The organism is Micropruina sp. (genome assembly GCF_027492755.1).
GTDB lineage: Bacteria > Actinomycetota > Actinomycetes > Propionibacteriales > Propionibacteriaceae > Micropruina.
Window position 1 is genome coordinate 1 of the sequence record NZ_JAPUED010000106.1, and the last position, 1369, is coordinate 1369.

The 1369-nt window shown below is 71.3% G+C and carries 1 protein-coding gene; it reads right to left on the reverse strand.

Annotated features, from left to right (window positions below):
• Window positions 1–112: 112 nt before the first annotated feature.
• Window positions 113–1369, reverse strand: a 1257-nt coding sequence (locus Q0066_RS07260; RefSeq protein WP_298131568.1) for a DEAD/DEAH box helicase, incomplete at its 5' end; no start/stop codon positions are given.

Sequence of the window (1369 nt, forward strand, 5' to 3'; positions counted from 1 at the left end):
CGGGGTCGATGTACCAGGCCCAGCCGGCGGGGCCGGGGTTACCGAGGGCGGAGCCGTCTGCCGCGGCGATCAGAGTCACCGGGTCATCGTGCCAGAGCGCGACCGGCCCGGTTCAGCTGAGTTCCAGGAAGTCGCCGGCCATCAACTGCTCGGTGGCGGTGACCGCGTCGGCGAACCCGGGGGTGGAGCGTTCCGGGTCGCGCCGGACGGCCTCGGCGGCGATCTCTTTGGCCTGGGTGATCACGTCGGCGTGCTCGAGCACGCTGAGCAGCCGCAGGCTGGACCGCGACCCGGACTGCTCCGCCCCCAGCACGTCACCCTCGCGGCGCTGCAGCAGGTCAAGTTCGGCCAACTCGAAGCCGTCGTTGGTGGCGGCCACCGCGTCCAGCCGCTGCCGAATGGTCTCCTCAGCCAGCGCGGACGAGATCAGCAGGCAGACACCGGGATGCTCTCCCCGGCCGATCCGGCCGCGCAGCTGATGCAGCTGGGAGATGCCGAAGCGTTCGGCGTCCCAGATCACCATCATCGTCGCGTTCGGCACGTCGACGCCGACCTCGATCACCGTGGTGGCCACCAGCACGTCGACCTCGCCGGCCGCGAAGGCGGTCATCGTCGCCTCCTTGGCCTCAGAGGCCAGCTGTCCGTGCAACACACCGACCCGGAGGCCGGCCAGCGGCCCGGTGCTGAGCCGTTCGGCCAGCTCGGTGACGCCGATACCGTCGTCGCTGCTGTTGATCCGCGGCACCACGACGAACGCCTGCCGGCCCTGCGCAACCTCCTCGGCGACCCGCTGCCAGGCTCGCTCCACCCAGGCCGGACGCAGTGCGGCGTCCACCACGACGGTGCCGATCACCTGTCGCCCGGCGGGCAGCTCGGCGAGTGTGGAGACGTCCAGATCGCCGAAGATCGTCATTGCCACCGAGCGTGGAATCGGGGTCGCGGTCAGCACCAGCACGTGCGGCCGGGCCGACGCCTTGTCGGTGAGCGCGCCGCGCTGTTCCACCCCGAAACGGTGCTGTTCGTCGATCACGATGAAGCCCAGATCGGCGAACTGCACCTTGTCGTTGAGCAGTGCGTGGGTGCCGACCACGATGCCCGCCTCGCCGGACGCGGCCCGCAGCAGTGCCGACTTCTTGGCTGCGGCCGGCATCGAACCGGTGAGCAGGACGACGTCGGTGGCGGCGTCCGGGGAGCCCAACATGCGTCCGCCGGCCAGGTCGCCCATCAGCGCCCGGATGGTGGCGTAGTGCTGCTGCGCGAGCACCTCGGTGGGGGCCAGCAGCGCGCACTGGCCGCCGGCGTCGACCACGGCGAGCATCGCCCGCAGCGCCACCACGGTCTTGCCGGAGCCGACCTCGCCCTGCAGCAG